26 protein-coding genes are annotated in these 23582 nt (G+C 69.8%); 20 read left to right on the top strand and 6 right to left on the bottom strand.

The annotated features are described in order from the left end of the window. Window positions 1-20 precede the first annotated feature (20 nt). The 3 genes from MF406_RS11325 to MF406_RS11315 form a co-directional block, all read right to left on the bottom strand. Window positions 21-947, bottom strand: coding sequence for an iron ABC transporter permease (locus MF406_RS11325; RefSeq protein WP_242893420.1), 927 nt, complete (start codon window positions 945-947; stop codon window positions 21-23). Window positions 948-1041: 94 nt separating this feature from the next. Next, on the bottom strand, window positions 1042-1569 hold the full coding sequence (locus tag MF406_RS11320; RefSeq protein WP_242893417.1) for a hypothetical protein: 528 nt from the start codon (window positions 1567-1569) through the stop codon (window positions 1042-1044). A 74-nt stretch (window positions 1570-1643) separates the two neighbouring features. Further along, window positions 1644-2111: a helix-turn-helix domain-containing protein gene (locus tag MF406_RS11315; protein WP_242893415.1), complete on the bottom strand. Its 468-nt coding sequence runs from the start codon at window positions 2109-2111 to the stop codon at window positions 1644-1646. Between the two features lie 133 nt (window positions 2112-2244). Here MF406_RS11315 and MF406_RS11310 point away from each other — a divergent pair, with 133 nt between their 5' ends. The 4 genes from MF406_RS11310 (at window position 2245) to MF406_RS11295 (ending at window position 6356) form a co-directional block, all read left to right on the top strand. Then, a complete protein-coding gene (locus MF406_RS11310) occupies window positions 2245-3405 on the top strand; it encodes an MFS transporter (RefSeq protein ID WP_242893412.1) in 1161 nt (386 codons plus the stop codon). Next, window positions 3402-4121 (top strand): SDR family oxidoreductase, encoded by a 720-nt coding sequence (locus MF406_RS11305; protein WP_242893410.1) that lies wholly within the window; start codon window positions 3402-3404, stop codon window positions 4119-4121. Before MF406_RS11310 ends, MF406_RS11305 begins: the two co-directional genes overlap by 4 nt. 99 nt (window positions 4122-4220) lie before the next feature. Beyond that, on the top strand, window positions 4221-5135 hold the full coding sequence (locus MF406_RS11300; protein ID WP_242893407.1) for a LysR family transcriptional regulator: 915 nt from the start codon (window positions 4221-4223) through the stop codon (window positions 5133-5135). A gap of 384 nt (window positions 5136-5519) precedes the next feature. Further along, on the top strand, window positions 5520-6356 hold the full coding sequence (locus MF406_RS11295; RefSeq protein ID WP_242893405.1) for a helix-turn-helix transcriptional regulator: 837 nt from the start codon (window positions 5520-5522) through the stop codon (window positions 6354-6356). 434 nt (window positions 6357-6790) lie between these two features. Here the strand turns inward: MF406_RS11295 and MF406_RS11290 are convergent, their stop codons facing one another. Together MF406_RS11290 and MF406_RS11285 are read right to left on the bottom strand one after the other, a co-directional pair. Next, window positions 6791-7066, bottom strand: coding sequence for a hypothetical protein (locus tag MF406_RS11290; protein WP_242893402.1), 276 nt, complete (start codon window positions 7064-7066; stop codon window positions 6791-6793). A gap of 180 nt (window positions 7067-7246) precedes the next feature. Beyond that, entirely contained in the window at window positions 7247-8035 is a 789-nt protein-coding gene (locus MF406_RS11285; protein ID WP_242893399.1) for a hypothetical protein, read from the bottom strand. 396 nt (window positions 8036-8431) lie between these two features. Between MF406_RS11285 and MF406_RS11280 the strand changes: the two genes are divergently transcribed. The 3 genes from MF406_RS11280 to MF406_RS11270 all read left to right on the top strand — a co-directional run bounded on the left by MF406_RS11280 (window position 8432) and on the right by MF406_RS11270 (window position 12024). Continuing rightward, on the top strand, window positions 8432-9526 hold the full coding sequence (locus tag MF406_RS11280) for a site-specific DNA-methyltransferase (RefSeq protein WP_242893397.1): 1095 nt from the start codon (window positions 8432-8434) through the stop codon (window positions 9524-9526). Between the two features lie 133 nt (window positions 9527-9659). Continuing rightward, complete coding sequence (locus MF406_RS11275) at window positions 9660-10802, top strand: hypothetical protein (protein WP_242893394.1); 1143 nt, start codon at window positions 9660-9662, stop codon at window positions 10800-10802. Between the two features lie 43 nt (window positions 10803-10845). After that, on the top strand, window positions 10846-12024 hold the full coding sequence (locus tag MF406_RS11270) for a hypothetical protein (RefSeq protein ID WP_242893392.1): 1179 nt from the start codon (window positions 10846-10848) through the stop codon (window positions 12022-12024). A 5-nt stretch (window positions 12025-12029) separates the two neighbouring features. Here the strand turns inward: MF406_RS11270 and MF406_RS11265 are convergent, their stop codons facing one another. After that, a complete protein-coding gene (locus tag MF406_RS11265) occupies window positions 12030-12311 on the bottom strand; it encodes a helix-turn-helix domain-containing protein (protein WP_242893389.1) in 282 nt (93 codons plus the stop codon). Between the two features lie 244 nt (window positions 12312-12555). On the opposite strand from MF406_RS11265, the gene MF406_RS11260 reads away from it, so the two are divergent. From MF406_RS11260 to MF406_RS11200, 13 genes are all read left to right on the top strand, one after another. Further along, window positions 12556-13416 carry a hypothetical protein gene (locus MF406_RS11260; RefSeq protein ID WP_242893387.1) on the top strand — a complete coding sequence of 287 codons (861 nt, stop codon included), beginning with the start codon at window positions 12556-12558 and terminating at the stop codon, window positions 13414-13416. Between the two features lie 216 nt (window positions 13417-13632). Beyond that, window positions 13633-14559 (top strand): bifunctional DNA primase/polymerase, encoded by a 927-nt coding sequence (locus tag MF406_RS11255; RefSeq protein WP_242893384.1) that lies wholly within the window; start codon window positions 13633-13635, stop codon window positions 14557-14559. After that, window positions 14556-15272, top strand: a complete 717-nt coding sequence (locus MF406_RS11250) for a DUF2637 domain-containing protein (RefSeq protein WP_242893382.1) — start codon at window positions 14556-14558, stop codon at window positions 15270-15272. Before MF406_RS11255 ends, MF406_RS11250 begins: the two co-directional genes overlap by 4 nt. Next, window positions 15269-15688 (top strand): hypothetical protein, encoded by a 420-nt coding sequence (locus MF406_RS11245; RefSeq protein WP_242893380.1) that lies wholly within the window; start codon window positions 15269-15271, stop codon window positions 15686-15688. The genes MF406_RS11250 and MF406_RS11245 overlap by 4 nt, the downstream gene beginning before the upstream one ends. 246 nt (window positions 15689-15934) lie before the next feature. Then, a complete protein-coding gene (locus tag MF406_RS11240) occupies window positions 15935-16759 on the top strand; it encodes a hypothetical protein (RefSeq protein ID WP_242893378.1) in 825 nt (274 codons plus the stop codon). Window positions 16760-16783: 24 nt separating this feature from the next. After that, window positions 16784-17839: a ParB N-terminal domain-containing protein gene (locus MF406_RS11235; RefSeq protein ID WP_242893376.1), complete on the top strand. Its 1056-nt coding sequence runs from the start codon at window positions 16784-16786 to the stop codon at window positions 17837-17839. After that, window positions 17826-18278 (top strand): hypothetical protein, encoded by a 453-nt coding sequence (locus tag MF406_RS11230; RefSeq protein WP_242893373.1) that lies wholly within the window; start codon window positions 17826-17828, stop codon window positions 18276-18278. The genes MF406_RS11235 and MF406_RS11230 overlap by 14 nt, the downstream gene beginning before the upstream one ends. 57 nt (window positions 18279-18335) lie before the next feature. Continuing rightward, entirely contained in the window at window positions 18336-19019 is a 684-nt protein-coding gene (locus MF406_RS11225) for a hypothetical protein (protein WP_242893360.1), read from the top strand. A gap of 16 nt (window positions 19020-19035) precedes the next feature. Further along, entirely contained in the window at window positions 19036-20208 is a 1173-nt protein-coding gene (locus MF406_RS11220) for a M23 family metallopeptidase (RefSeq protein ID WP_242893357.1), read from the top strand. Window positions 20209-20276: 68 nt separating this feature from the next. Continuing rightward, window positions 20277-20543, top strand: a complete 267-nt coding sequence (locus MF406_RS11215) for a DUF6112 family protein (RefSeq protein ID WP_242893354.1) — start codon at window positions 20277-20279, stop codon at window positions 20541-20543. A gap of 16 nt (window positions 20544-20559) precedes the next feature. Next, the gene (locus MF406_RS11210; protein WP_242893351.1) at window positions 20560-21390 is read left to right on the top strand and encodes a hypothetical protein; all 831 of its coding nucleotides are present in this window, start codon (window positions 20560-20562) and stop codon (window positions 21388-21390) included. Between the two features lie 76 nt (window positions 21391-21466). Continuing rightward, window positions 21467-21790 (top strand): DUF6112 family protein, encoded by a 324-nt coding sequence (locus MF406_RS11205; RefSeq protein WP_214390145.1) that lies wholly within the window; start codon window positions 21467-21469, stop codon window positions 21788-21790. Window positions 21791-21827: 37 nt separating this feature from the next. Continuing rightward, on the top strand, window positions 21828-23450 hold the full coding sequence (locus MF406_RS11200; protein ID WP_242893348.1) for a conjugal transfer protein TrbL: 1623 nt from the start codon (window positions 21828-21830) through the stop codon (window positions 23448-23450). Window positions 23451-23582 lie beyond the last annotated feature (132 nt).

Genomic DNA, 23582 nt, shown 5'->3' with positions numbered 1-23582 from the left:
GGTGGCGGGTGCTGTCGTGCTCATGCGCGCCTCGCACGGATGGCCAGAATCAAGAAGACCGGGGCGCCGAGCAGCGCCGTGACGATACCTGCCGGTGTCTCGGTGGGGAACGCGACGAGGCGGGCCAGGACGTCGGCGGCGAGCAGCAGCAGAGGGCCGAGGGCGATGCAGGCGAGCAGCTGGGTGAGGAATCGGGCGCCGACCAGACGACGGGCGATATGAGGCACGATCAGGCCGATGAAGCCGATCGGGCCCGCGACGGCCACGGCTGCGCCGGCGAGCACGACGACGATGACGGCGGCTCCTCCTGCGACGCGGGCGGGATGCTGGCCGAGACTGGCTGCGGTGGAGGCGTCCAGGGTGAGCAGCGCGAACGAGCGCGCTCCGAGAGTTGCCACCGCGCACCCCGCAGCGGTCGCGGGTGCGAGCAGGGCGACGTCGGACCAGTCGGCACCGGTGACGGAACCGGCGAGCCAGAAGACGATGTCCTGGGTGGAGTTGTTCATGATCAGAATCGCCTGGACCAGAGCGGAGAGCACGATCTGCACGGTCATGCCGGCCAGCGCGAGGCCTACCACGGTGACGGCGCCCGTGGTGGACAGGAACCACATGAGTGCGCCGACGGTGCCGGCACCGATCAGTGCGGCGACGGTGCCGAGTGCGCCCAGGCTCGGAAACGCGATCGTCGCGAGGACGATGGCGACGGCGGCGCCGGCGTTGATCCCGAAGGTCTGGGGCGAGGCTAGAGGGTTACGCGTAAGGGCCTGCGCGAGCAAGCCGGCGACGGCGAGGCTGGCTCCCACGAGGGCTGCGAGCACGGCGCGCGGCAGTCGCACGTCGAAGACCAGGCTGCGCAGCCGGGATGGCTCGTCGGAGAGCAGCGCTGCCAGGGAGTCTGACCAGCTGATGCCCGTCGGTCCGACACCGAGGCTGAGCAGACCGACCACGACCGACGCGAGCGCGCCGCCGACGATGACCGCAACGGCACCGACGTGCCGCGGACGGTCGTGAACCGTCCGCGGCACAACCGGTGCCTGAAGGTCAGCGCTCACCGACCACGTTCTGCACGATCTCCTCGGCGATCAGCTCCGCCGTCTGCAGACCACGGAAGCGAGCCCACTGGTTGCGGTCGACCTCGAAGATCGCCCCGTCGGCGGCTGCGGCCATGGATGCCCAGGCGGAGTTGGTCTGCCAGGTCTCGAACACCGTCCCCGGGCCGTCCGTGGCGACGAAGAGCACGTCGGGATCGACGTCCAGTAGCCGTTCGATGCCGACACCGGACTCGAGGGCCTCGCGTGGCGCGACCTGGTCGTCGAGCGCTACCGGCTCCTGGGCAGACGATGCCCGCTCGCCGTCCTCACCGCGCAGCTCGATACCGATGCGGTGCGGGACCGAATTGTGCAGGAGCTGCTGGCGACGTGGACGAAGAAGATCGCGGACGGCATCGATCGGATGCGGGAGCAGGGCCTGATCGCCGGCGAGGTGACGCCCGGCCCTCGGGCGGAAGCGATCGTCGCGGGGATCTACGGAGGAGTCGTGATCCTGCTCGCGACGGGCCGCGCCGACCATCTGGCCGCCTCGCTGGACTCGAGCCTCGAGTCGTTGGGTGACCGCGCGCGACACTGAGGCGGCGACGTCAGGCCTCAGCCTGCGGCGGCCAGCGCCCCCGGGCCGGGAACCGACATCACGTCCTGCGAATCCAGCTCCATGCCGTCCGCGCGCAGGAACGCGAGCCGGACGGGTTCCTGCGTGGCACGTTCGACGTACACGCTGGCAGGGCCGTACTCGGACGGGCGGTGCGCGTCCCCCCAGGCGACGAACGCGGCGAGCACCGTCTTGAGCTGCTGGCCAGCCTCGGTCAACACGTACTCATCGCGCTGTCGCTGTCCGGCCTCGCGGTAGGGATGGCGCTCCAAGACCCCGCCGCGCACAAGGGTGTCCAATCGCGCGGCCAAGATGTCCGGGGCGACGCCGAGCCGCTCCCGGAAGTCGCGGAACCGAGTGATGCCCCACAGCGCCTCTCGTACGACCAGCAGCGTCCACTTCTCACCGAGCACTTCGAGGCTGCGGGCCACGGAACACCGGGCGTTGCGTTCAGTCGGTGCGGTCATGGTGCCATCGTAGTGGCCTGAGTTGTGATCTACTATTCAGATAACTAAGTTGGAATCTCCTACTGAGAGAGGCGGGTGAATGGTGCGTGCGCTTGGCCCGCGAGGCAGCCGACTGGCCGGGGCGGCTGTGGTCATGCTCGCGCTGTGGGCATCTGCAGCACCGACGCTCGTCTATCCCGAGTACGTGAGCCAGTGGCAGCTGACGACGTTGGGGACTACCACGGTGTTCGCGGTCTATCCGGCGGCGATGATCCTGGCCCTACTGCTGCTCGGGAATCTGTCGGAGGTGGTCGGCGCGCGCCGTGCGATCCTCGTCGGGCTGCTCCTTCTCGCCCTCGGTGCGGGCGCATTCCTTGCCGCGTCGGAGCTGCCTCTCCTTCTGGTGGGACGCGCGTCGATGGGGTTCGGCGTCGGCGTCGGCCTGGGACCGGCGACCGCGGTCATCGCTGCATCGGCGAGAGACGGGGCGTCGGCCGGAACAGGGCGGATCACTACCGTCGCGACCTCCGTGGGCCTGATCGGCGCGCTCACGATCGGCGGAGCATCCGTCGAGCACGGCCCAGATCCGCTCCGCTCCGGATTCATCGTGCTGCTTGTCACCATCGCGGGCGCCGTGCTGCTCGCGCTTCTCCTGCCGCGGGATGCGCCCGCCGCCAGACAGCGTTGGCGACCCCAGCCGTTGGCGCTGCCCCAACGACCGCGGCCGTTCGTCGCGGGTACGCTGGCGATCGCCGCCGCCTACAGCCTCGGTGCCGTCTTCCTCGGCATCGGCGCACAGTTCGCCAAGGACGCGGTGGGGTCGGATGACGCGCTCGTCAACGGGCTCGTCCTGGCGGTCTCCGCCGCCTCGATCGGCACGGTCGCATTGGTGGCCGGAAGGCTCGCCCCACCCCTGTCGCTGCCGCTGGGGGCCGTGAGCATCGCGCTCGGGCAGATCCTGATGGCCACAGCCGGTGTCTCGCACGTACTGCCGCTGCTTATCGTGTCATCCATCGTCGGCGGCGCCGGATACGCGTTGATCTTCTCCGGCGGCATCAACCTCATCACCGCGAGCGCAAGACCCGAGCGGCGAGCGAGCGTGACCTCGAGTGCGTACCTCGCCGGCTATCTGATCCAGGCGATCATCGCCCTCACCCTTGGAGCGGTCGCCACCGCGAACGGCCTCTTGGCCGGGCTGCTCGCCGGCAGCGTCGCAGTGGTCATGATCGCCGTCGCCGCCGCTGTCGTCCTCCATCTGGTACCACTGCGACGCCGTCACGGCGATCCACGACGAAAGGCAACCACGTCCTCATGACGACTCCAGGCAAGAACTCACTCACCGACGCCACCGTCCTCATCACCGGCGCGAACGGAGGACTCGGTCGAGAGTTCGTCCACCAGGCCCTCGATCGCGGTGCCGCCAAGGTGTACGCGACCGCGCGCTCCCCGCGCGAGTGGACAGACCCCCGGATCGTCGCGCTTCGGCTCGACATCGACTCGAGCGGCTCGATCGAGGCTGCCGCCTCCCAGGCGTCAGACACAACGATCCTGATCAACAACGCCGGAATCTCCGACAGCGGCCAGCCGGCGCTGACGGTGTCGCTCGACGACGTCCGGCGGGTGTTCGAGACCAACGTGTTCGCTCAGCTCGCCGTGACCCAGGCGTTCGCCCCGGTTCTCGCGGGAAACGGCGGAGGCGCCGTGGTGAACATCCACTCGGCCCTGAGCTGGCTGGGCACTGGTCCGTACGCGGCAACGAAGGCCGCGCTGTGGTCTCTGAGCAACGCGCTGCGGGTGGAGCTGCTGGGGCAGGGCACCCATCTGGTCGGAGCCCACCTCGGCTACACCGACACGCCCATGACCGCCGGGCTCGACGTCCCGAAGGAAGACCCGGCTGTCATCGTGGCTGCGATCTTCGACGGCCTCGAGGCAGGCGACTTCGAAGTCCTCGCCGATCAGACCAGCCGCAACCTGAAGGCGGGCCTGTCGGCGCCGCTGGAGGCCCTCTATCCCGCACTCGAACGTGCCTGAGCGGCGCCGGCACAGAGAAGCGATCGGCGCGGGCACCGCAGTCACAGCACGCGACAGCGCCCCCGATGTATCCCGGTCAGACTCGAAGAGGAGGAAGGCATGGATGTTCGGCAGCTCGAGTTCTTCGTCGCGGTGGCTGAGGAGAGAAACTTCACGCGCGCTGCCGAACGGTCCTTTGTCAGTCAGCCTGGTTTGTCCGCGTCGATTCAGGCGCTGGAGCGAGAAGTAGGCGCTCGACTCTTCAACCGAGGACGCAACGGCGCAGCCCTCACCGGCGCCGGTCAGGCGTTTCTGCCCCGTGCGCTGAGGATGCTCACCGATGCGCGCGCCGCGCAACTCGACCTCACGCACACCCCGGGATTCAGCCCGACCTCAGTGCGGATCGGAGCTGAACAATGCCTCGGAGATCTGCTCGACATGCCGGATCTGCTGGAGGCGTTCACGCAGCACCACCCAGCGGCGGAGATCACGTTCGAACATGGCACCACTGCCGACCTCAACGCCCTCATCGGCACCGGCGATCTTGACCTTGCGGTCGTCGCGGGGCCGGACGAGGAGGACCGTCCTGGGGGTGTCTCAGGTGAGACCGTGCTGCGGCGGGAGAGTTTCGTTCTTCTTCTCCCGCCAAACCACCGTCTCGCGAGCCGCGCATGGTCCGCGTGGACGGACCTCGCGGGCGAACGCTTCGTCGAGTTCGCTCCCACGTGGGCGGCGCGGCAGGTGCTGGACGCCGACGGACGGCGTCGCGGCGTGAGGCGCGAGACATCGGTGACTGTGGCGGACGCCCACATGCTGCTCAACTTGGTCGCCCGAGGCTTCGGAGTCGCGGTTGTGCCCGAGTCCGTCGCGGCGAAGCCGGAGGCAAAGGGACTCGCTGTAGTGGGGTTCGAGCGAGGCGCGGTGGAGTGGCAGATTCGCCTGCGGGTCGGGTCGCGAGCCGGAGCGCTCGCGCGGGCTTTCGCAGCCATGCTTATGCCGCATGGAGCGATTACCGAAGCGCGACGTGAGATCTAACGAGCCGACATCGAGCCGACTCGTCAACGAGCGACAGGCGGGTATCCATAGAAGTTTGTTGTTGGACTGGGGCGAACTTGCACGCCTAGCGTCGAAAGATGAGGTCCATCTACGCAGCGCGGCCACTCAGTCTCCTCGGTGAGCTGGACCGACGAGCCGCCGCGCGGGAGGCTGCCGAGGACTTCGAGCGTTCTTCCGTATCGCCTCCCGTAGACCGTGGATGCGGCTGAGGTAGCGGCGAGATGGCCCCGTGAGAGTGACGCGTACTCGGGGCCGAGTACGACCCGGCTCAGCGAGAGCGACCTCTTTCCGCACTCGTCGCTCCCGATCACCGCACACGCCCTGACTCGTCTCAACCCTTCGAATCGGATCGTCGTCGACGGCATGAAGATCGTCTTCGTCACATCAGGCTGGGCACGGCTCAACTCAGGACTCGGGCCCATGGACGTCGAGGCTGGCAGCATCGTTGCGTTCCCCGCTGGCGTCTGGTGTTCGGCTGATCCGGTTGGCGGGGTCGAGACGGTGACCCTGTACACGCAGAGCGACTACGTGAGTACTCAGCTGCGATGGATGCCGCCAGCGCACCCCCTCACGCATCATCTCCGTTCGGCCGCAACCGAGGGACAGGCGCTGGGCGCCCTGAGTATCGGCAAGACGCAGATGCGCACTTTGGCTCCCAAGCTCTTGAGCCTCGCGTCGGTCGGCCAGCAACAGGGTCAAGAGTTCACCGTGCTGACCCTGGTGTCGAGCCTGCTTGACGACATCGCCCGGATCGCTGGATCGACCCACGATGCAGCGCACGACGCTCCTCCCGCTCTGATTCCAAGACGAGAGGTCGCACAGGCCGTGCGTGCGCTTCGCGCAGACCTGCGCCACCCCTGGACGCTACGCGCTCTCGCGACGCGCGTATCGCTCTCCGAATCGCAGCTGACCAGGCTGTTCCGCAACGAGTTGGGGATCAGTCCCGGCGCCCTACTGTGGCAGATGCGAACTGATCGCGTCGCGGAACTGTTGGCGACCACGCCGCTGACAGCTACCGAGGCCTTCCGCCAGGCAGGCTGGGCGAGCCAGTCTGCCGCGAGCCGCGCGTTCAAACGGCGGTTCGGCGTCGGTCCGCGCGAGTACAGTTCTCGAATCAGGCATCTGGGACCCGGGCAGGCCAACGCCGAAGAGGGGGCTAGGCCGACGACTTCGCTGTCGAGCCTGCTTGTGGACTCCTAGCCCCAGCCGTGCTCGGCAACTCCGTCCGCAGATGCAGAGGCGCGGAGGACGCACCGCTCGGAGACTAGGCGGAGCCGCGTGCGCGACCAGGGAGCCGATCCGGAGCCCCAGGTCCCTTATGCCCGCACGTGCCTGACTACTCCCAGGACGCCTTATGAACGTACTTGTCCGGGTCGCGTCTGGCGGCGATGACCTTCTCGACGCGGTCGGCGAGACTCGTGTCCGACTCCAGCGGGATCGGCTGACCTGTCTCGGGGTGGATGGCGGTCGCGCGGTAGAACGTCGCCGCGGCGCTTGCGACCGTCCATGACTCGATGTGGCCACTGCGATGGCCGTCGATCCAGACATCCCACTCCGGGGAATGGTTTCGGATCCTCCGCGAGCTCGGCGGTAGCGGGCGGAGTTCGACGCCAGCGGGCAGCGGTGGTGACTGGTCACTCGTATACACGCAGCACCTCGCACCGCCCGTCGCTCAGCTCGCGGATATCAAACACATACGACGTCCCGTCGTCGGACCTGGCGGTGAATCTCCATCCGGGCCACGGCGAGGGTAGATGCGTGACGAGCGGGGAGTAAGCGGCATCGTCATGAACTCCGATCCGGGTGGGGACATCGAGCACACGCCAGCTCTCGTCCCGCCACCGCAGCTCTTCCGGGCGGCCCTGCTCGTAGCGGACGACAGCCTGCTGCTCTGTGGCTGCAACCAGCATGACCTACTCCGATCGAATCGAACAGATGTTCGATTAGTGATGCTACTCCGTGACGCCGACGTTCGCACCCCCTGGTCCGCTCTGCCTCGCCGCACGTGGCCCCACGGCTGGAATCAGGGCGAGGGATCAAGCGTTGGGAGCCTCGTTGCGCCGCCTACGCGTGTCTCTCGTCGATCGCGGTCACTCAAGAGGACGGGATCGGCCGGAGAGAGGTTCCCGGTGGTGATCGTCTGCGTCGTCTTCCAGCAGGAGCTCTCGCGCCGCGATCCCGATGGCCTCGTGGAAGCTCTCTGCTTCGACGTCGACCGCACCGCCGCCCGCAGAGATGATTCGCCGGTAGTACCGGATCGCGAGTTCGGTCGCCTGCTGGACCTCGTCGTCTGTGAGGCCGCCTTGGAAGGTGAACCCGTCCCGGATCTGGACAGTGAAGTCTCGGCGAGTGCGACCAGGCTCAGTCAAGTCCAACCGATCGTGTGCAGACTCGATGACCGCATCGAAGTCGGTTTCGTCGAGCGCCGCGACGTCGATGAATCTGCGTTCAGGGCGAGCTGCATCTGTCTCACGGTGAACGTCCACCTGCAGCGCGACTGGACCCGCATGCGAGTCGGCGTCGACGAGCCCTCGCTCTGCGAAGAAGTCGTTCAGCGTGGCGAAGGTCGCCTCACTGACGGCGATCGGCTGCCCGTGCTGATCAGCCGCTGCGACCACCTTCCAAACGTCTCGATCGTGCACCACCGAGAAGCTCGCAAGGTCGGAGTGCACCTGCGTCAGCAGCTGCGTCCCAGCGCGGAGGACGAGGAGCTGGCGGTGGAGAGTGGCATCCTCGATGAGCCGATCCAGCCTCTCGATCTCGGTCGCGTAGCCCGTCCGATGTGAGTCCTCTGCGGCGACAGGGACCGCATGAACTTCCTCTGGAGAGTGATGGCGCTCATCAGGCGCACCGGAGCCGGCGGAGCTTCTGGTCATCATCCATTCCCGTTCAGTGTTGTCGGCGATGGTCGCCAGCGAAGGACGTGGCTAGTGGACCGGGGATCCCTGCTGTCGCAAGTGGATCCCTGCTGCCGCAAGTGAAGGTGCGGCACGGCAGCGATTGAATCTCGCCCCGACGGTCCTAGGCAGCGACTGAGGGAGACGTCGATCACGCCAAGCGTCATGGGTATCTGCTGCGATGTGCCTTGCTTTCGACGTCGATTGCCGATCGTGTGGAGCACTTGGAGTGAGGCCCGGGCGTCCGCTGGTCGACGACCGAAGGGGTGCCCGGGACGCGGCGGCATGGGTGATCGGCGGGCGTCCGGGTGGGCGTACCTGGCTGGCACGGGCTTCGTCGGGCAACGGCGGCGAACATGCTCTGAGAGCAGGTACTCCATGCCGCACGAGGTTCCGCATGCCTACGGAGCCGGCGATCTTCCTGTCGAGATCGACCGGGACGGAGCGGTCATCCTGGGTGGGGACTCGGTCGCGGTCCTTCCCCGACTGGCCGCCGGAGTGGCGGATGCGCTGGTGACCGATCCACCCTATGGCCTGGAGTTCAACGGGCACGCGTGGGACGGAGCCGCGGGGTTCGCGGAATCGCTGCCGGACATCGACCTCTCGACAATGACCGCGCCCGAGGTGTTCGAGGCATGGTGCGCGGCGTGGGCACGCGGCGCATTGCACGCGTTGAAGCCGGGCGCGCACCTGGCGGCGTTCGGCGGCACCCGCACGTGGCACCGCATGGTGCGCGGGATCGAAGACGCGGGGTTCGAGGTGCGCGATCAGATCGCGTGGCTGTACTCCTCGGGGATGCCCAAGAGCATGGACCTCGCGTATGCACTGGACAAGCGCAACGGGGTACTGCGCCCAGACCGGGTGGTGCAGGAGTCAGAGCGGGAGGGAGTGCTCGGGGCGACACGTCGGGTGGTGCAGCAGGGCGCACCGGTCAGCGAGGACGCCAAGCAATGGGCGGGGTGGGGCACGGGGCTGCGGCCGTCGTTCGAGCCGATCATCATCGCCCGCAAGCCCGTCCCGGGCACGGTGGTCGGCAGCGTGCTGACGCATGGCACCGGGGCGTTGCACATCGACGCGGCACGGTTCGGCGAGGGCCGCTGGCCAGCCAACGTGGCGCTGGATGGCGCGCAGGCCGAGACGCTGGATCTGCTGACCGGCTCTTGGCGAGGAACTCCGGCCTCGAGCCGGTTCCCGATCTTCCGTTACGAGCACAAGGCGCCGGGAACGGAGCGGCCCCGCGCGTTCGGGGTCTCGCACTCGACGGTCAAGCCGCTGTCGTTGATGCGGTGGCTGGTGCGCCTGCTCACCCCGCACGGCGGCCTTGTGCTGGAGCCGTTCGCCGGCTCGGGCGCGACGGTGGAGGCGGCGCTGGAGGAAGGGATGCGGGTGGTCGCGATCGAGAAGGACCCCAGCTTCGTCCCGCTGATCGCCTCACGCATCGACCGCGTCGCGATGCGGCACACCGACCCCTGACCCGCCGGCCGGGCGAACACCCGGAGTGGGTTGAGAAGACCGCGGAAGGAAGCGACCATCGAACGCTCGTGAGCGGCGCCTACCTCTGTGATGTGCGCGAGGCGTGCGCACCAGAGAGGTAGGAGGGACCATCATGGCGGAGCTTCCCGACGACGGTGACCGCGGAGAGCTGTGGCGTGTGCGTGTACCGGTCGTGTTCGAGATCGCCGCACGCTCATGGGCGCAGGCTCGCGGGATCGTCGATCAGGCGCTCACCTCACGGTCTATCGGAGCGCTCGCCGCGCCCGAGGGACGCGAAGGCATCCGCGGCTGGTCGCATCAGGAGGACTCCTACCCGGGGGTGAACACGTCGGCGTCCACGCAGCAGACCTTCCTCGCGGACCTGACAACGATCGAGGTGCTCCGCACCCTTGTGGAAACCGAGGCGCAGGAGCCGGGCACGCTGCGCGTGCTGACCGACGCGGAGCTGCAGCAGCTGCGCATCACTCTGGCGGCGGCGGACCGGTACGTGGAGATCCCGAACCCGGAGTACCCCGAATCCGATCCGCTGTTCGCCGGCCACGCCAGCGAGGCGGCACCCGAGTTGCCCGACGGGTTGTACGAGGGCAAGGACTTCAGCGGGCGGCCGGTCCGACTCGCCGTGGGCCCGTCCCGCCTGAGCCCGCTCGGGCGCACGGCCGCAACCCTGCCGGTGGGCAACGTGGACTCCCGTGCCTTGGCCCAGATCGCCGAGGCGCTGCAGGACTACGACCGCACCCAGCACCCGTCCGCCGCACTGGAGCAGATCTCCCACCTGGTGCGGGCCGCCGGCCACGACGGCCTGGACTCCCGGGAGCTGCTCGCCAACCGCGCGGCGAGAACGCGGTCGCAGTTCGTCACGGTCGGGGTGATCACGTGGTCCGACGACCCCGACGTCGAGCCCTCGATCCTCATCGGCTCCCGCAGCACCGATCTCGCCCGCCGCGTCGCGACCCAGCTGTACGAGGAGCTCGCAGAGTCCGACGCCTTCGTCGGTGGCCGCGAGTTCATCGAGAAGCACACACCGATCCAGCAGTGGAACACCGCCGAGGATGTCGATCGGTGGCTCGAGGCTCTCGCCGAGGAGACCCCGATGCCGCGGGCGACCATCACCCAGCTGCCCGTCGCCGATCTGACAGGCCCCGGTGGACAGTACGAGCGGGACCTGTCCTACGCGCTCGCCCGCCGTGCCTCGCAGCTCGCCGCGGGAGAGGCAGCGCCGTCCCGATCGGGCGCCGGGCCGGCACGCGAGCTGTGACCTACCTGACCCTCAGCACCCACGGCAGGACGAGGAGCACACCATGACCGACGCAGAGCGGAAGTTCACCATCCCGGTCGTCTTCGAGGTCGCCGGGACGACGCGGGAGCGGGCGGCACAGGTGCTGCATGCGCTGCTGTCCCGAGCGGACCGCTTGTTGACCGACGCTGCACCCCTGCGCGAGCTCGGCGACGTCTTCTACCCGCTGGAGGATCGGTGGTTCCCCGAGGCCGGGCTGAAGCACATCGACGGGAACAGCCACGCCGACCTGCGGCTGCGAGAACCGCACGCGTTCGCCGACACCTATGCGGAGACTCCGGTGTTCGACATGCTCGCCGAGATCTTCCCCGAGGAGCCGGACCCGGATGCGTTCCGTGATGAGCACGGTGTGGTGGACGAGAACGCGTATGGGGCGGCGTTCGACGAGTTCACCGAGCAGGCACTGGATATCGCCATGTACCCGCGGCGTCCCACCTACCTCCTCGAGCGCGTCGAGGAGGTCCAGCGGCTACGCGAGGGCATCGCGGCGCTGCTCGAGGAGCAGCCGTTGCCGGCGGAGCCGCGCCGCCAGGACTACCTGGTCACGATCGCACCCGGCTACGAGGGTGAGATCGAAGGAGCCCGTTACGCCTGGGACCACACGCAGTGGCAGGCAGACTTCAACCGGATCGCTGGGGCCCGCGAGCAGCGGCTGCGCCACCTCCTCGCCACCGACACCGTGAACGCGACCTCCTCACAGTCCAACCCTCGCGTGGCGCCAGCTCAGCAGGCCAAGAGAGCCGAACCAGAGATGAACGAGACGGCGCGGTCTGCTCGATCGACCACACGGGCCGTAGACGCCTCACCCGCGCAAACCCAGCCACCCGAGACGAAGGAGCTGTGGACCTATCGCGTTCCGGTCGAGTTCGAGGTCTCCGCGCACACCGCAGACGAAGCGCGCACGTTGGTCGACGACGGCCTGACCGGCGACGCTCCCGCAGGAACACCCGCGGCCGTGCAGCAGCGGCAACGTGTTCTCGCAGATGGTGACGTGCACGGAGTACTCGGCTGGCGCCACCTCGGGAACCACGACACACCCCCGTCGCCCTCCTCACGCCTCGAGCGGGGAGCGCTGCTGTCAGACCTGCTGCGCGATCGCGGTCACCGGCTCACCGGGCACGAGGCCACCGGTGGCCCGGAGGCAGATCGCCGCGGACTTCGCCCGGATCTGCCCGGCCGGTGACCCGGCTACGTGTCGGGCCACTGGACGTCGCGGCCGGACGGGAGCAGTTCGGCAACCTCGAGCTGGAGTGCCTGCGCCAGGCGCACGAGCATCTTCAGCGAGGGGTTGGCCGGTGACCCCGGCTTCCAGAACCCGCGCTCGAGCTGCTGGTAGTGCGTGCGGGTGAGACCGGCCCGGTGGGCAAGGTTCTCCTGCGTGATATCGAGCGCGATCCGGCGACGCTGCAGTTCGATTCCGAGGTTCTTGGCGTACTCCTCCCAGGACGAAGGCGCAGTGGAGGAGGGCATCCCTCTACGCTGACGAGCCCGCCACGCTCCCGTCAGCCAGAAATATCCGGCATAATCTATCTGGCTTCGAACGGCGGTGTCCCCGGCGCGTCCCCGGCGCGTCCCCGGGCGGGCGCGGTGCGGTGCGGCAGGTCACCTGGGGTGCGGGGCTCGGCCGGTCGCCCCGCGCACCTTCCCTGCGCACTGGTCAGCGCCCCGGTGGACCTGCAGGGTCGCGTCCGGGCATCGCAGGAGGGACGAACCCATGAACGCCACCGGCGACACGCCACCCCTGGGCTACACGCCGGACCCGCTGGAGCATCACCGCGTCGTGATCGAGTTCGACGTGGTCGCCCGCTCCGCGGACGAGGCCGCCTACATCATGCGAGAGACCCTGATCGAGGACCTCGCCGCACCCGACCAGGACCTGCTTGCCGATGGCGACTGGCTTCTTGGGGAGCCGTTCGACGACGACGTTCCGGGCATCCGCCGATGGAAGCCGGCCGCGCCGGGGCCGTGGCTGCCCACGGACCTGCTGGCGCTGCAGACGCTGCGCGCCCTGGTCGACCCGGAACGGTCCGATGCGGCGTCCCCGCTGCTGGCTCCCGAAGAACGCGCCCGGCTCGCCGAGATGCTCGACGCCGCGGACATCGACGTGATCGTCCCCGACCCCGACGCGCCGGAGGAACCACCGATCTACGAAGGCCCCGCCTCCGACGCGCACAACTGGATCCCCGCCGGCGTCTACGACGCCACCGGCGCCGACGGGCAGGGGCAGTTGTGGGTCGTTGTCGGGAGCGCGCCAAGCGGCAAGACACTGACGGCGTCGGCCGCGTTCGCACACGCGGGCGCGGACAGGGACGCTATGGCGATGAACCAGATCTCCGCCGTCCTGGACCGCCTCGAGGTGGGGGCCTCCGCACTACGCGCACTCGACGCGATCAGCCAGATCGTGGTGTCCTCCGGACGTCCCGGGTTCGACGTCCACGGCCGGGGCGTAGCGCACGCACCGCATGAGCACCGAGCGAGCCTGGGAGACCTGCTGGCTCGCCGCGAACGCAACGTGGACGACGACGCTCCGCATCCCGGGTCCGGCAGATCGGACGCGCCCGGCCGATCACTCTAGGCCGGCGCACGGACGATCGCCAGAGTCGTCGCGAACATGCCTGGGCCGCGCGTTCTCATTGCTCAAACACGCATCGTCAGGCGAAACGCTGGACGGAACTTGACGATCGAGGTCCGATCGGTAGACGCCGCACCTGCATGCTCGAGGCAGCCAACGACCTGCGTCGAGGCCAGGCTAGCGGCTCCGGGTTACCGGCCGATGACGCGCACCTGACTCTTGCAGTTCGGCGCGCGTCGCCTGAGCTGCGGGAGGAGGCGAACATTGATCGAGATGCTGCACGAGACCCTGAGCGCCGTCCGCGCGCACGACGGCACCCTGCGGGAAGCCGCCCTGATGTACGCCGCCGCAGGCCTGGAGGTCTTCCCCTGCGTCCCGGGCGGCAAGCAGCCGCTGACCACGCACGGCTACCGGGACGCGACCACCGGCGCACGCCGCATCCGGGGATGGTGGGCATGGAAGCCCGAGGCGAACATCGGCATCGCCACGGGACACGGCCTGGACGTGCTCGACATCGACGTGCACGCCGGCGGCGACGGCTACCGCACCCTCGAACGCCTCCACCGCGCGGGCATGGTCCCCGGAGCGCTCGCCGCGGTGCGCACACCGTCCGGCGGCACGCATCTGTACTTCCCCTCCGATCCCGACCGGCCACAACAGACCTGGTCCCGCGGCACGCGGCACGTCGACTTCCGAGGCACCGGCGGCTACGTCCTCGCCCCGCCCTCGACGGTGATCGATCAGGGCAGGCGAACGGGCTATACGATCCTCACGCTCAACGCGGAACCGCGCCCGGTCGACGGCGACCGGATCCGCGAGCTGCTCACCCCCATCCGCCCCCGCGTCGCCACACCACGAAGCGACACGGCGTCGCGGGGCGGCGAAGAACTGACCCGCTGGCTCTTCGGCGCGGACGACGGCAACCGGAACGCCAGCCTGTTCTGGGCATCGTGCCGCCTGGCCGAGCAGGGCTTCGACGAGCGGGGCATCCACGATCTACTCGACCGGCCCGCGCTCGCCGTCGGGCTGGGTGCCCGGGAGATCGAGGCGACCATCCGATCCGCCTGGCGCACCATCCAGCTCACACCCGCGGCCGATGACGGGGGCCGATCGTCCAGTGCGATCCGGGGAGCCGTGCGGCGATGAGCACGCCCGCCGCGCCCCGCACCGCCCGTCCGGCGGATGCAGGCGTGGCCGGGCCAGGGAGCGGGGTGCCGCGCCTGGTGATCGCCAGCAGCGTCACCGGCACCCTGGTGCTCGCGCTGGGCGCGTTCTGGCTGTCCTTCACCACGCTGCAGGATCTGGCGATCATGGCCGGCATCCCTGCCGGGCAGGCGTGGGTGTGGCCGCTGATCGTGGACGGCGTGATCCTGGAGGCCACTATCTCCGTGGTCGCGCTGCGCAACCAAGCACCGGCCGCGCGCCGCTACGCCTGGCTGCTGCTGGCCTCTGGCGCCGGCGTGTCCGTCGCGGCGAACATCACCCACGCGATCGTCGCCGCCGACGCCCGTGTGCCCGTGGTGGTCGCGGCACTGGTCGCCTCGGTGCCACCGCTGGTGCTGCTGGCGATGACACACCTCACCGTCGAGCTCACCCGCAACGCCGCCCCCACCCGCAGCGACGCGACACCGCCGGCTCGTGAGGATGAGCGCGCCAAGCCGCGCGCCGAACGGACGCGCCCAGTGTCCGCGGGGCGGGAGCGAGCGCGCGGCGATCGGGAGACACGGGAGCAGGCAGCGCGGCTCGCAGCCGACGGGATCTCGCAACGGCAGATCGCAGCGCAGCTGGGCAAGCACCCGACCACGATCGGCCGGTGGCTGGCCGTACCTGACGAGGACACGGAAGGAGACCCGTCATGACCGACCCCACACCCTCTGATCCCGCAGGCAGCGGGAACCCGCCCGACGCGGAGCGCCCAGGTGCGGAGCGTGCCGACACCGAGCGTCCCGATACGGAGCGCCCTGATACGGAGGGCGCGCACGTGATCGCCCGCCACGGCGACCCGAGCGTGGGCCGCACGCCCGCACCGGCCGGACACCCGGAGACCCATGTGGAGTGGGTGCGTCCCACCGACATGGCCGCCCGCGCCGGCGCGCGTGTGATGGAGAAGACCGCGGACGTGAACCAGGACGTCCATGAGCTCGTCCGCCAGGCCTCTCGCGACGGCGCCGCCCGTATCCGCCGTGCGTTGTCGCACCGCGAGGCGGATCTGGTCCCTGATGTACCGACCAGCCCCGCACAGCCCGTGCTGGGCAGGCAGGGGGTGAGCCGGTGACCTCTGCCTGCCCGGGCAGCCACCCGACGCCCGGCCCCGCATCCACCACCTGACCGACCACCCGCTGCCGCGACTTCGCGGCGGCCCCGTGCACCGCGACAGCACCGTGTGCGTCGCGGCGCGGCTCAGTGACGCCTGAAACGAGCGCCCCGCCTGGAGGCACACGCCTCCGGAGAAGGCGCTGCTGGTCTTTCGCGGATGCGGGTTCATACCTCGCTTACACCCAGATCCGCCCAGGGAGTCGCTATGCATGATCCATCCGTCCCGGACCAGACGAGTCCGGACTTCACTACCCCGGAGGGCCTGCGTCAGGTCCTCATCGACCTGAACACGCACAACGCGTGGGCGACCAGCTCGGTGGCCGCTGAGCTCATGGTCTACGCCACCGCGAAGTACACCCCGGTCGCCCGCGCCTGGCACCGCGACCCGGCCGACGCCGCCTACGAGGCGTTCATCGCTATGCGGCAGTCCACCACGGTGAAGGCCGACGACCCGTGGGCGGTCGTGACGCGCGCGGTCGCGCTCGGGATCGCGGCCGAGGCGCACGCCGACCGGGACATGACCAGCCAGGACAAGGCCCGCCGCCCCTCCAAGCGCCCGAACGAGGAGCCGGTACGTGCGGGGCACTACGAGGAGTTCTTCTACGACGTCCACCCGCACGCCACCGAGCTGGTCGGCGGCGCCGGCCGTGACGATGACGGCTCCGCGGACCCGGTGATCCGCACCGTGTGCGTGTTCCTCGTCGTCGCCGGGTGGCCCGCCCGGCAGGTCGAGCAAGCGGTGGACTACATCGCCCACCGCGTCGCGTCCCTGTCCTCGGGCGGTTCCGCGGTGGAGATCGTCTCGAAGGACCTCAGCATCGCGGTGCGCTTCGGGTACCGGCGGGAGGAGTGGGCAGAGCTCGTGCGCCTCCTCGTGGGGCTCCCTGCCGGGCGCCGCCGGGCCGGGCGGTACGGGTTGCTGGCGCGCGTGCTGCTCGGAGACGACGTCGCGGACCTGCTCTCCGATACGGCGCTGGTCGACGTGGTGCGTCGGATGGCTCCCGTACCTGACGTGCGGGAAGGACGGTGAGCGGGAATGGCGCGGGGACACCTGGTGCTGGAGCAGGCGATCGATCAGATCCGTCGCGGCTCGCAGTACCGGCGCGACCCGGACGAGGACCTCGACGAGCTGTGCGGGTCGCTGGAGCGGGTGGGGATCCTCAACCCGCCGGCGATCACCGAGGACGCGGTCCTGATCACCGGGAACCGGCGCCTGGCGGCGATGGAACGCCTGGGGTGGCGGGTCACCCCGGTGTGGGTGGTCCCGGACGTGTCCGACAAGCTCTCCTACGTCCTCGCGATCCGCGACGAGCAGACCCTGCAGAAGGCCCTGAAACCGCTGGAGCAGGCAGAGCTGTACGAGGAGCTGAAGGCCCTCTACGCGGAGGACGCGCAGCGCCGCGACGCCGCCACCCGGTTCGGGTCCCCGGACCGTGACGCCCGCGTCGCCGAAGCACGGGACGGGGGTGCCGAATCGGCACCCCCGTCCGGCGGCGGCAAAGCCCGAACGCAAGCGGCCCGCGCGGTCACCGGTCGGGACTCGCGGACCATGCTCGAGCAGATCAACGAACTGCGCCGCATCGCCGCCGACGACACCGAGGACCCGTACGTGCGGCAGGAAGCGGCCGAAGCGCTGATCGAGCTGAACACCGACGGGAAGGTCAACGGCCGCTACCTCGCCGTCAAGACCGCGCAGAACCTCGCCGGCATCCGCCGTGCCACTGACGACCCCGACGCACCCGAGACGGTGCGTACGTCGGCGCGGCAGGAGCTGCAGACCCTGGAGAAGCTGGAGCGACCTGCCGAGGTCGCCAAAGAGTCCGGGCTGGCTCTGGCCCGCCTCACCCAGTTGCGCGAGAGCGCCGCTGGCGTGGAGCGGGTGGGGTGGAAGGATGCCGACCCGCTGCTGCGGGAGAAGCACCAGATCCGAAAGCTCGTCGATCTGCTGCGCCGTGAGCACGGCTGGTGGGACAGGTTCGACCCGACCGACTTCGGCCGCCATGCCGAACCGGACCAATGGGACCTCGTCGACACCTACATCACGGCGGCGGCGACATTCCTGGACGCAGCGCGCACGGCGCGGGAGGAGACAGCCGATGCCGACGTTTGAGGACCCAGCAAAGGACGCCGACGAGCTCGGTGAGGCCGCTCGCGGGCTGGCCTACGCCACCCGGCGCATCCCTGTGCCGGACGACACCTACCGGGTGCTGGGCTCGATGCACTCCGCGCTCACGAGCGTGCAGCAGTCCCTTCGGCAGCTGGCGGACTGGCACGAACGGCACAGCCCGTTCGCGGCGACCGATGATGGAGACCGAGCCGCGGGCCAGGATCAGGCGGCCAAGGCTTCGGGCTGGCTGACGATCGCCGCCGCGTCGCTGGACCAGGTCGTCCAGCTCGTCATGACCGCGCAGAGCGAGAACGGTCGGATCGCCTGGCACCCCGAGCCCAGCCCGCTCGATCAGGCCCTTCAGGAGCGTTCCGCCGCCCTCGACGCGGACGCCCCGGCAACCGAGCAGGCGCGTGAGGACATGGGGCGCCGGTTGGAGTGACCTGCGCGGGTGCGCACCTGTGAGGTGCCAGACGACTCGGACAGGAGGCACCCCGTCATGACCGACCCCGCCCGCACCCGCCGGCTTCGGCTGATCATCTCCCTCGCCGCCGCCGGCATCATCCTCGCCGTACTGACCGGCGTCGGGATCTACGGCCTGGTCGCAGGCCCGCCCAGCCCGCGCCCGGGACCGGCCGACCCCACGGGATCGTCGACGCCAGGCACCATCGCGCCGACGTCTCCGACCCCTGGACCGATAGAGCTGGAGGCGCTGCCGGAGACGAGGAGCCCGGAACGGTTCGCCGAGGCCGTGACGGAGGCGCTGTTCGTGTGGGACACGTTCACCACCCTCACGCCCGACGATCACCGGGCGGTGCTGCTGGAGGCTGCGGACCCGTCCGGCGCGGAGACGCCGGGACTGATCAGCGACCTGTCCCGCTACCTGCCGCCGGATGCGACGTGGCGGGACCTGCAGGAGTACCGCACGGCGCAGTGGATCGACATCGACCGGCTCTACGTCCCCGACCAGTGGTACGAAGCCATCGCCGCCGCCGACGGACAGCTCGCCGACGGCCTGGTCGCCTACACGGTCGAGGGCACCCGGCACCGCAGCGGCGTCTGGTTCGACGAGCAGGTCACCTCGGAGCATCCGGTGGCGTTCACGATGTTCCTGTCCTGCCCGCCGGCCACCGACCGGTGCGTCCTGCTGCGCCTGTCGCAGCTGGACAACCCGCTGCGCTGAAGCAGGGGGCGGCGTGATGAAGAAGGCCCTGGTCGCCCTCGTGGCGTGGGTGATGCTGGCACCGATGCTGGCCCTGGTCGGGGTCGGGGTGCTGGTCAACCCGGCGGTGACGAACCAGGCGATGTGCATCGCCAGCGGCGTCGTGCTCGGACCCGTCCCCGACGAGCTGGAGGTCTCCACCGCGGACGGGGCGACGTTCACCCTGAACCGTCAGCAGCTCACCCACGCGGCCACGATCATCGAGACCGGCGCCCGCACGCCCGGGGTCGGACGCGACGGGATCCTCATCGCGCTGATGGCCGCCCTCACCGAGTCCACGCTGCGGCAGCTCGCCAACACCGGCGCGTACCCCGAGTCGGGCGAGTACCCCAATGACGGCAACGGGTCAGACCATGACTCGCTCGGGCTGTTCCAGATGCGCCCCGCATCCGGGTGGGGCACGGTCGCCGAGCTGATGGACACCGGCTACCAGGCGCGCGCGTTCTACGGCGGACCGGATGGCCCGAACTATCCGTCGCCGCGGGGGCTGCTGGATATCCCCGGGTGGCCGCAGATGGACAAGGGCGAGGCCGCCCAGGCCGTGGAGGTCTCGGCCTACCCGGACCGCTACCGCAACTATGAGCCCACCGCCCGGACGATCCTGCAAGCCCTCACGACCGGCGGGAGCAGCGGCGGCGGGTCGGGGGTTCCCGGCGACGCGGACATCCCGGAGACCACGGCGCTGGTGTTCCCGCTGCCCAACGGCACCTACACGCACACCTCGGACTTCGGGTGGCGCAGCGACCCGTTCACCGGCGAGCGGAGCTTCCACGCCGGCACCGACTGGGCCGCCGCGGACGGCACCCCGATCTTCGCCCTCGCCGACGGGGTCGTCACCTACGCCGGGATGGTCGGCGGCACGTCCGGGCAGATCACCATCGAGCACACCATCGACGGTGAACGCATCGCGACCGTCTACATCCACATGTGGGCGCACGGCATCCACGTCCAAGCCGGCGACCGGGTCATCGCCGGGCAGCACATCGGCGACGTCGGCTCCTCCGGCCGGTCCACCGGCCCGCACCTGCATTTCCAGCTGCACCCCGGCGGCGCCGGCGCCTCCCCGGTCGATGCGATCCCATGGCTGGCCGACCACGGTGTCGAAGGGCTCGACACCCCGACAAGCGGCGGCCCCGGCTGCGCCTTCTAGGACCGCACCACCGGGGCCGGGTGCGCACCTGTGCGGTGACCAGCGTGCTGTGACGGAGAGGAACCGCTGTGGATGTGTACCCGGACTTCGACGCCGTCGGCGGCCGCTCGACCCTGATCGGCATCGTCGGCGCCCTGCTGACGATCACCCTCATCGTCGCGGTGCTGATGCTGATCATCTGCGCCATCGTGTGGGCCGTGTCGTCCTCCACCGGCAACGCCACCTCCGCCACGCGCGGCCGGGTCGGAGTGTTCGTCTCCATCGGCGCGGCCGCGCTCGCCGGTGCCGGAGTGGCGTGGCTGAACTTCCTGCTGCGCGTGGGCACCACCCTCTGAGGACACCATGGCCGATATGGAGCCCCAGCCCACCAGTCATCAGCTCCTCCAGATCCTCGAGGAGGAGCACCGTCCCGGCGGGGCGTGGATCTACCACGCCGACCCGGACTGGTCACCTAGCGCGGCGATCGTGTTCCCCGAGCGGATCTTGCTGCGCATCACCACAGCGGCGGGTGAGGCCGGCTACGTGTGGGGCGTCGAGGAGTGGGACGGACGGGATGAGACCTACCGGCCCGTCCCGGGCGGCGCCGGGTCCGCGGCCACGCCGGAGGAGATGATCGGGATCGCTGCGACGTTCATCGACGAGGAGAACATCGGCGAACCCCTCCCGCTGACCACCTACCCGTTGGCCGAAGAGCTGGCCGAACGCATCACCGCCGGCTACCCGCACGCGCACTGGCGCTCCTACGTGAACAACGACTACGGCAACGTGCTCGAGTACCCCGAACGGCAACGGCTGACGTTCTGGGACGACGCGAACTTCATGGGCTCCATCGACGGGTACACCTGGGTGATGGAGGTCTGGTCGACCCGTCAGCAGAACTGGGTGGAGGTCGAACCGTTCAGCGAAGTCCTCTCCATCACCGAGCTGCGTGCGGTCATCAGCACCTTCCACGACGAGAACGAACGCGACCTCGCCGACGAACGAGCCGTGCTCCGGGGCGGCGGCGAACCGACGGCACGGGCACTGGCCCGTGATGCCGTGCACGCCTCACACAGGGCGACCCGGCTCACCGAACAGCTCGCCGCACGCGCCGCAGAGCTCGACCCAGACCCTGCCGGCGCGAGCGGCCTGCGGGCAGGCGTCTCGCGCACCTCGCCCGCCGCCCGGCGGCTGGGTCTGTAACCGGAACGCGGGGTCCGCACCTGTCTCGATGAGCCCCGCACCGGGCAGGGCTCACACATTCGTGAAGGAGCCCCACATGACCCTCATCCTCGACGCCCTCGCCCAGACGGCGACCGTGCTGCCGGCGCAGATCGACATCAACCCCAACGATTCCGGCCTTCCGGGCATCGCAGCTCTCCGCACCATCGTCGGCGCCGTGATGACCGTCGGACTCATCCTGTCCGTGCTCGCCCTGATCATCTCGGCCGTCGTCTGGGGCTTCGGCGCCAACAGCTCCAACCCGCACCTCGCCTCCCGCGGGAAGCTCGGCGTGCTGATCTCCTGCGGCGCCGCGATCATCACCGGCGCTGCTGTCACGCTGATCAACTTCTTCTGGAACGTCGGCCAGACCGTCTCCTGACCCGCCCCCTTTCGACTCATGAGAGGAGGGGAACGGTATGGACGGGATCTGTGACGTCCCCATCATCAGCCACGTCTGCGACGTCGCCGGCGAGACCGCCGCGACGCTGATCAGCGCCCCGTTCGACTGGCTCGCCCAGGCCGTCGGGCAGGCCGCGTCCTGGATGTTCCAGGGCGTGTGGTGGCTGTTCGACACCACCACCCTGGTCGACCTGACCGCACCCGGCTACATCACCGTCTACAACGTGATGTTCGGGATCGCGATCTTCATCATGCTGATCTTCTTCTGCCTGCAGCTGATCACCGGCCTCATCCGCCGCGACCCGTCCGCGTTGTCCCGCACCGCCCTCGGGCTCGCACGCAGCGTGCTCGGCTCGTTCCTGGTGCTCACTCTCACCACCACGCTGCTGGAAGTCGTCGATCAGCTCACCATCGGGGTCATCCAGGCCACCGGCACGACCTTGGAGGAGATGGGCGCGAAGATCGGGCTCCTCGTCGCCGGGCTCACCGCGATCAACCTGACCGCCCCCGGGGCCGGGGCGATCATCACGATCTTCCTGTCGTTCCTCGCGCTCACCGCCGCGGCAATCGTGTGGTTCAGCCTGCTGATCCGCAAAGCGCTCATCCTCGTCGGTGTCGTGCTCGCCCCAATCGCCCTGTCAGGCGGGTCCTGGGATGCCACCCGGGGGTGGTTCGGGAAGTGGGCAAGCTTCGTGCTCGCGCTGATCTTCTCCAAGCTGGTCATCGCCGTGGTGTTCCTCGTCGCGATCAACCAGACCAACGCGCCGATCGACTTCGACCTCGCCTCGATCGCCGACCCGGTCGCGGGGATCGTGCTCATGTTCGTCGCCGCATTCGCCCCGTACATGGTGTACAAGTTCATCTCGTTCGTCGGCTTCGACATGTACCACGTGATGTCCGCCGAACAAGAGGCGAAGCAGTCGATGAACCGGCCGCTGCCGATGTCTGGCAAGCCCGACGGACCCGCCCCCAAGCAGGTCCTCGACGGCGCCGGCGACGACGGACCCGGCGGCGCAGGGGGCAGTGGCGGGCCTGGCGGACCGCCGCCACCGCCCGGAGCCGGCCAGGCGGCCCCCGCCGGGCAGGGCGCGGGGGCTGGTGCGGGTGCCGGCGGTGCAGCGGGTGGAGGCAGTGCCGGTGCAGCCGGGGGCGGTGGTGCGGCCGCGGGCGGTGGTGCAGCTGCCAGCGGTGGCGGTGCCGCAGCGGGTGCCGGCGCGGGCGCCGCGGCCGGGCCGATCGGGATCGCCGCGGTGGCCGGCGCGAAGATCGCCAAGGGCGCGGCGGAAGCCGGGCCTAAGCTCGGCGGTGCGATCGGTCGCAGCGCCGAAGGACACGCCTCCGCGGCGCAGGAGGGCCAGAGCCCGCCTCCCGCCGGTGCCCAGCAGCAGCGTCCGGACACCCCGCGCCCCGCACCATCGCAGAGCGGGGCCCCTGCCCAGCCGGCCACGCCTCCGGCGAGCAGCGAGCAGGGCGGGCAGCCTCCGGCGAACGCCGCGTCCCAGCCGCCCGCGCAGCGACGGTCCCAGCCGAGTTCCCCCTCCCAGCCGACCACGTCGGCACCGCCGCCGCAGGCCCCGGCGGAGCCACGCACCTCACCACCACCAGCGGCGCCGCCCCCGACGGATCCGGGCAAGCGGTAACCGACCCACCACACACGTCGAGAGGAGGTGAACTCGCCCCGCCCCGGAAGCGGCGGCGCACCCGGCTGGGTCAGCTGTAGCGACCTGACCCAGCCACGGAGCGTCGCCGCTTCCGCGCGTCCGGGCGGTGCC

Origin of the sequence: Georgenia sp. TF02-10, assembly GCF_022759505.1 — a bacterium.
Classification (GTDB): domain Bacteria; phylum Actinomycetota; class Actinomycetes; order Actinomycetales; family Actinomycetaceae; genus TF02-10.
This window is presented reverse-complemented; position numbering and strand designations above follow the sequence as displayed.

Bases quoted from the DNA above. Each gene is read 5' to 3' on its own strand.
- MF406_RS11245 (WP_242893380.1), top strand. From the start codon at position 15,269: ATGACCGACCCCACACCCTCTGATCCCGCAGGCAGCGGGAACCCGCCC.
- MF406_RS11285 (WP_242893399.1), bottom strand. From the start codon at position 8,035: ATGATGACCAGAAGCTCCGCCGGCTCCGGTGCGCCTGATGAGCGCCAT.
- MF406_RS11205 (WP_214390145.1), top strand. From the start codon at position 21,467: ATGACCCTCATCCTCGACGCCCTCGCCCAGACGGCGACCGTGCTGCCG.
- MF406_RS11280 (WP_242893397.1), top strand. From the start codon at position 8,432: ATGCCGCACGAGGTTCCGCATGCCTACGGAGCCGGCGATCTTCCTGTC.
- MF406_RS11225 (WP_242893360.1), top strand. From the start codon at position 18,336: ATGACCGACCCCGCCCGCACCCGCCGGCTTCGGCTGATCATCTCCCTC.
- MF406_RS11275 (WP_242893394.1), top strand. From the start codon at position 9,660: ATGGCGGAGCTTCCCGACGACGGTGACCGCGGAGAGCTGTGGCGTGTG.
- MF406_RS11220 (WP_242893357.1), top strand. From the start codon at position 19,036: ATGAAGAAGGCCCTGGTCGCCCTCGTGGCGTGGGTGATGCTGGCACCG.
- MF406_RS11270 (WP_242893392.1), top strand. From the start codon at position 10,846: ATGACCGACGCAGAGCGGAAGTTCACCATCCCGGTCGTCTTCGAGGTC.
- MF406_RS11305 (WP_242893410.1), top strand. From the start codon at position 3,402: ATGACGACTCCAGGCAAGAACTCACTCACCGACGCCACCGTCCTCATC.
- MF406_RS11210 (WP_242893351.1), top strand. From the start codon at position 20,560: ATGGAGCCCCAGCCCACCAGTCATCAGCTCCTCCAGATCCTCGAGGAG.
- MF406_RS11320 (WP_242893417.1), bottom strand. From the start codon at position 1,569: ATGGTCGGCGCGGCCCGTCGCGAGCAGGATCACGACTCCTCCGTAGAT.
- MF406_RS11290 (WP_242893402.1), bottom strand. From the start codon at position 7,066: ATGCTGGTTGCAGCCACAGAGCAGCAGGCTGTCGTCCGCTACGAGCAG.
- MF406_RS11250 (WP_242893382.1), top strand. From the start codon at position 14,556: ATGAGCACGCCCGCCGCGCCCCGCACCGCCCGTCCGGCGGATGCAGGC.
- MF406_RS11295 (WP_242893405.1), top strand. From the start codon at position 5,520: ATGAAGATCGTCTTCGTCACATCAGGCTGGGCACGGCTCAACTCAGGA.
- MF406_RS11300 (WP_242893407.1), top strand. From the start codon at position 4,221: ATGGATGTTCGGCAGCTCGAGTTCTTCGTCGCGGTGGCTGAGGAGAGA.
- MF406_RS11310 (WP_242893412.1), top strand. From the start codon at position 2,245: ATGCTCGCGCTGTGGGCATCTGCAGCACCGACGCTCGTCTATCCCGAG.
- MF406_RS11230 (WP_242893373.1), top strand. From the start codon at position 17,826: ATGCCGACGTTTGAGGACCCAGCAAAGGACGCCGACGAGCTCGGTGAG.
- MF406_RS11240 (WP_242893378.1), top strand. From the start codon at position 15,935: ATGCATGATCCATCCGTCCCGGACCAGACGAGTCCGGACTTCACTACC.
- MF406_RS11260 (WP_242893387.1), top strand. From the start codon at position 12,556: ATGAACGCCACCGGCGACACGCCACCCCTGGGCTACACGCCGGACCCG.
- MF406_RS11265 (WP_242893389.1), bottom strand. From the start codon at position 12,311: ATGCCCTCCTCCACTGCGCCTTCGTCCTGGGAGGAGTACGCCAAGAAC.
- MF406_RS11200 (WP_242893348.1), top strand. From the start codon at position 21,828: ATGGACGGGATCTGTGACGTCCCCATCATCAGCCACGTCTGCGACGTC.
- MF406_RS11315 (WP_242893415.1), bottom strand. From the start codon at position 2,111: ATGACCGCACCGACTGAACGCAACGCCCGGTGTTCCGTGGCCCGCAGC.